A 4,585-nucleotide genomic window follows, 5' to 3' on the forward strand; every position below is an offset into this window, starting at 1 on the left:
TTGCAGCACAAAGCTTTCGTGGCGCGTATCATACCATTGTCTAAGCAAAAGTGAGCAAGAAAACTGCATTTTTTTTATGTTTTTTTTCGTTTTTTAATAGGTTTTTCCAATATTAGGGGCGAATCAGTTCGATTGAATAATTATCGAAGCTTTTGCGTGCAATCGGCAGGATGAATTCAAATTTGAATGGACTACCTTTTGGAATTCGTTGAATGCCGTGTAAATTTTTAGCTAAATATTCTTCAGGTTGTAATTGGTAATTGGCAATTTCACTGCCATTATCTTTTAACGATACTTTTAATATAGGCATCGCCAGACTACGGTCATGAAAATTGACCATTTCACCACTAAATTTAGTTTCTTGATTTCCCGTACTACGGACTTTGACTTTCTTGGTGCTAATCAGGCTGTAATGTTCCTCAAGGCGAGAACAATTAAATACATTACAAACCTTGGTAAAGGCTGCACCCATAACAGGGCTACTTTTAAGATATTGTGGGTTAAACCAGAAAAATTGGAAAATCAGGGCACCAAATAAAATACAGTTAACTGAAATCCACATTAAGTAATTTAGGGTGCTACGTTTTTTTTCTTTTTCGGTTTGTTCGGCCCAATTTACTGCGGGTAAATTGCCAATTGGCTCAGTGCTGAAATAGTTCAGATTATTTAAATAGGTTTTTAAATCGATATTAGAGTGTTCAACTTTCTGATCAAAAAGTCTTAATAGTGGGTGGGTGGATGTTTTAGTCTCATCATTGTAAATCACTGGCTCAATATTAAAGTCATTGACATGAATGGTCACAGGTTGCTTTTGTGGTGAAGATTGCGGAGGTGGAGTAGAAAAAGACAGGGCTTTTTCTACAACCAAATGAGACAAGGCATTAAAAGATGTTGAGCACTTCGGGCAGCAGACCATACCCTGAGCGACAGTAAGTTGCGGAACAGTTACTTTATACGTTGTGGAACACGTCGGGCAGTTAGTTAATTTGTCGCTCATAAGTACACATTTTAGATTTTTAATACTTCTGGCGTTTTCCGGAAATTCGGCACCAGGTTTCGTCACGTTTTTCTACGTCTAATATATCAAAAAATTCAGAATAAACACGAGAAACATCAGAAACTTGCTCTTCAATTACACCTGCGAGTGCGAACTCGCCCTCAGATTTAATTAAAGTTGAGAATTCCGCCGCCAATGCCATTAATGGGCCTGCAAGAATGTTGGCTACAAACACATCAGCTTTTTGACCTGCAAGCTCTTTATTGAATTCTTCAGGGAGACCTACATACAAGTTTTCCAGTACGCCATTAAGTTCAGCATTTTGTTGTGTTGCTAATACCGCTTGTGGGTCGATATCGGTAGCATAGACTTTTTTAGCGCCTAAAAGCAGTGCTGCAACACCTAAAATACCTGAGCCACAACCATAATCGATCACGACTTTATCTTTAAGATCGACTTTGCCGAGCCATTGCAAGCACAGGAATGTAGATGCATGGTTACCTGTTCCAAATGCCAGACCTGGATCAAGTTTGATATTTACCGCATCTGCTTCTGGTGCTTCCATCCATTCAGGAACAATCCAGTACTTTTCACCAATTTGAATAGGCTCATAAGCATCCATCCAAGTGCGTTCCCATTCTTGGTCTTCAATAAATTCGCTACGCATTGGAACATCTGGAAGCTGTGCTTTAATAAAGGTTTCTAAAGCCGCAACGTCAATTTCTTCATCATCTTCTTGGGCATAGATACCTGTAACGATGACTTTATTCCAAAGAGGGGTTTCGCCTGGAAGTGGTTCAAGTAAATCCTGATTTTCTGCATCATCTAGCGTTACACTCACTGCGCCTAAAGAACTGAGCAGTGTTTCTGTGTAATCAACTTGAGCTTGCTCAACAGTAATATGAATTTGTAACCACTTCACGGACATAACCTAAAATTGTTTTATAAACGGCTATTGTAACGGAACTGGGTGAGTTGCAGCGATAAATTATGCATTTTCCCTAAAATAAAAGGATGCTCATAGCATCCTTTTATCTCTCAAAGTGCATTTTTATGATGCTTTTTCTGCTAATTGCGCAGGCAATGGAGCAAAACGGGTAATCAAGAAACCAAACACTGCAGCGAATATATACATGAAAAGGGAATATACTGCTGCAGGCATTGCAACTGCCGAGCTTGCCATCACGGTCAACGCAATGGTCATAGCAAGAGTGCTGTTGTGGATGCCAATTTCAAAGGCACAGGCACGGGCTTGTGCGCTATTAATGCCTAAAAGTCTAGGTACAAAATATCCAATACATAGACTGAAAATACAGAACAATATAGTTGCTAGTCCAACTTGAGTTAAATAAGTCGCAATATTGTTTCGTTCACTATAAATAGCACCAATAATAATTAAAATCAGAAAGACCACTGCAAAGATGCGTAATGGCTTATGCAGTTTTTCTGTGAACTTTGGTGCGTAATGACGAAGTAGCATGCCAATACAAACAGGGATAATGATAATACCAAATACTTGCAAAATTTTACTGAACTGCAAACTGATTTGCTGTCCTTCTTGCATGAAATGCTGAATTGAAAAATTCACAATCAATGGCAGGGTGATGGCTGCGATGACAGAGTTAATGGCAGTTAAGGTAATGTTGAGTGCCAAATCACCTTTGAAGAGATAACTAAAAAGATTGGCTGTGCTACCGCCAGGTGATGCTGCGAGCAGCATAAGACCGACCGCTAATAAAGGTGGTAAAGCCAAAACCTTACATAAAATGAAAGCAATGCCAACCAGTAAAACCAATTGGCAGAATAGCGCAATTAAAACTGCTTTAGGATGTTTACTGACACGAGCAAAATCTTTTGGGCTGAGTTCCAGCCCCAGTCCAATCATAATAAAGGCAAGCGCCAAAGGTAAAAGTATCGTAATAATTCCAGAATCCATATTGAATGTTCTCCATGAGCATATTGAAAAGGATTCTCACCAATATCCATGTGGTGAGTTATTTATAAAAATTAATGTGTGGCTTCAGTATTTTGTTGTTGAATAAGATGACTCTCGCGGTAGGTTAAAATGAAACCAAACAAGCCTGCGAGTAAATACATAAAAATCGAATAGACAGCTGCAGGTATCGCAATGGTGGTGCTTTCAAGTACGCTCAATGCAATCGTTAAAGCAATACTAGTATTGTGAATGCCGATTTCAAAAGTACAGGCACGGGCTTGTTTTTCTGGAATTTGTGCTAGGTGTGGCATCAGATAGCCTAAGAACAATCCACTAAAACAAAATAGGCAAGTGGCGATACCGACGCTGACAAAATAGGTAATGATATTGCTTTGTTCACGCAATACTGCAACTAAAAAGATCAGACTTAACAAAGAAACAGACAAGATGCGCATTGGTTTATTGACATGTTGAGCCAACGTTGGAAGTGAATTTCGAACAAACATACCTAAGCAAACTGGGATGAAAATAATCAAAAAAACATGGGTGATTTTTTCAATCGGCATACCAATTTTTGTGTTTTCGCCTAAAAAGTACAGAATAGAAAGATTGACGATAAACGGTAAGGTAAAGCAAGAAATCACCGAGTTAATCGCGGTTAAGGTGATGTTAAGGGCGACGTCACCTTTATAAATATAACTGAATAAATTGGCTGTTGGCCCACCTGGGGAGGCGGCTAAAAGCATGAGTCCCACAGCAAGCAAGGGCGGTAATTCAAGTAAGATGCACAGTAAAAAGGCAATACCCGTTAAGAGAATAAGCTGGGTAAATAATGCAATAAAAATGGCTTTTGGATAGCGCCCAATACGCAAAAAGTCTTTGACTGAGAGTTCTAATCCTAACCCCATCATCATAATGGCTAAAGCGATTGGCAGAAAAAATGCAAATAATCCCGAATCCATGGAATTTCCTGATATTTTTTATCTTTATAGTCTTTTTTGAGTGTAGCCAAGTTTTACAAATAAGCAATAAATAAAGCGGGCAAAATTTTGATGATTTACCCGCTTCATTATTGATGTGTTAAATGGTCGATATTTTGATGGAAATGATGATTATTTAGGGCGAGGTGCTGTGAAACCAAGTGCACATTTACCTTTCACTTCCTGACCGTTAATGGTTGCCATTGTTGCATGACTGTCTGCACTACAGGTTGTGTATAGTTCGGTTTCTTCACCATGAATGCTGACATTTTTGGATGAGGTAAAGAACTGAGGTTCACATGTACCATTCCAGATAATACCCCGGTATGCAAAGGAAACTTGAGCGCCTTGACTCTTGCCTTTACACACTTGTTGATAGCGCTGAGCATCGTAGACTTTATCAACCTTGTCATTTGCTGATGCAGCCAGTGGCGCCAAACATAAACCGCATAAAACCGTGGAGAGTAAAATATTCTTATTCATACTTATCGTCCTTATGATTCTCATGGGATCATTAATAGGATAAAAAATAGACAAAATAAAACAACAACGATCAGGTAACTTTTGCGGTAAATATGTATAGTTTTATGTTGAATACGCGAATCTCAACTTTCTAAACTCTTGAAATAAAAAGGACATAACACAATTTAGATTTCGACTAAAAAAACTACC

5 protein-coding genes are annotated in these 4,585 nt (G+C 38.7%); all 5 read right to left on the reverse strand.

The window, feature by feature from the left end; translation table 11 throughout:
• Positions 1-112: 112 nt before the first annotated feature.
• The 5 genes from ACN6OV_RS11830 to ACN6OV_RS11850 all read right to left on the reverse strand — a co-directional run bounded on the left by ACN6OV_RS11830 (position 113) and on the right by ACN6OV_RS11850 (position 4,396).
• Positions 113-997, reverse strand: coding sequence for a DUF3426 domain-containing protein (locus tag ACN6OV_RS11830; RefSeq protein WP_427953184.1), 885 nt, complete (start codon positions 995-997; stop codon positions 113-115).
• Between the two features lie 19 nt (positions 998-1,016).
• The gene (prmA, locus tag ACN6OV_RS11835; protein ID WP_427953186.1) at positions 1,017-1,919 is read right to left on the reverse strand and encodes a 50S ribosomal protein L11 methyltransferase; all 903 of its coding nucleotides are present in this window, start codon (positions 1,917-1,919) and stop codon (positions 1,017-1,019) included.
• Positions 1,920-2,048: 129 nt separating this feature from the next.
• On the reverse strand, positions 2,049-2,933 hold the full coding sequence (locus ACN6OV_RS11840; protein ID WP_427953188.1) for a bile acid:sodium symporter family protein: 885 nt from the start codon (positions 2,931-2,933) through the stop codon (positions 2,049-2,051).
• Between the two features lie 71 nt (positions 2,934-3,004).
• On the reverse strand, positions 3,005-3,895 hold the full coding sequence (locus tag ACN6OV_RS11845) for a bile acid:sodium symporter family protein (protein WP_427953190.1): 891 nt from the start codon (positions 3,893-3,895) through the stop codon (positions 3,005-3,007).
• Between the two features lie 150 nt (positions 3,896-4,045).
• Complete coding sequence (locus ACN6OV_RS11850; RefSeq protein ID WP_427953192.1) at positions 4,046-4,396, reverse strand: hypothetical protein; 351 nt, start codon at positions 4,394-4,396, stop codon at positions 4,046-4,048.
• Positions 4,397-4,585: the final 189 nt, after the last annotated feature.

The organism is Acinetobacter sp., assembly GCF_050285345.1.
GTDB lineage: Bacteria > Pseudomonadota > Gammaproteobacteria > Pseudomonadales > Moraxellaceae > Acinetobacter.

Excerpts from the sequence above, each read along its gene's own strand:
- ACN6OV_RS11850 (WP_427953192.1), bottom strand. The coding sequence starts at position 4,396 with ATGAATAAGAATATTTTACTCTCCACGGTTTTATGCGGTTTATGTTTG.
- ACN6OV_RS11830 (WP_427953184.1), bottom strand. The coding sequence starts at position 997 with ATGAGCGACAAATTAACTAACTGCCCGACGTGTTCCACAACGTATAAA.
- ACN6OV_RS11840 (WP_427953188.1), bottom strand. The coding sequence starts at position 2,933 with ATGGATTCTGGAATTATTACGATACTTTTACCTTTGGCGCTTGCCTTT.
- ACN6OV_RS11845 (WP_427953190.1), bottom strand. The coding sequence starts at position 3,895 with ATGGATTCGGGATTATTTGCATTTTTTCTGCCAATCGCTTTAGCCATT.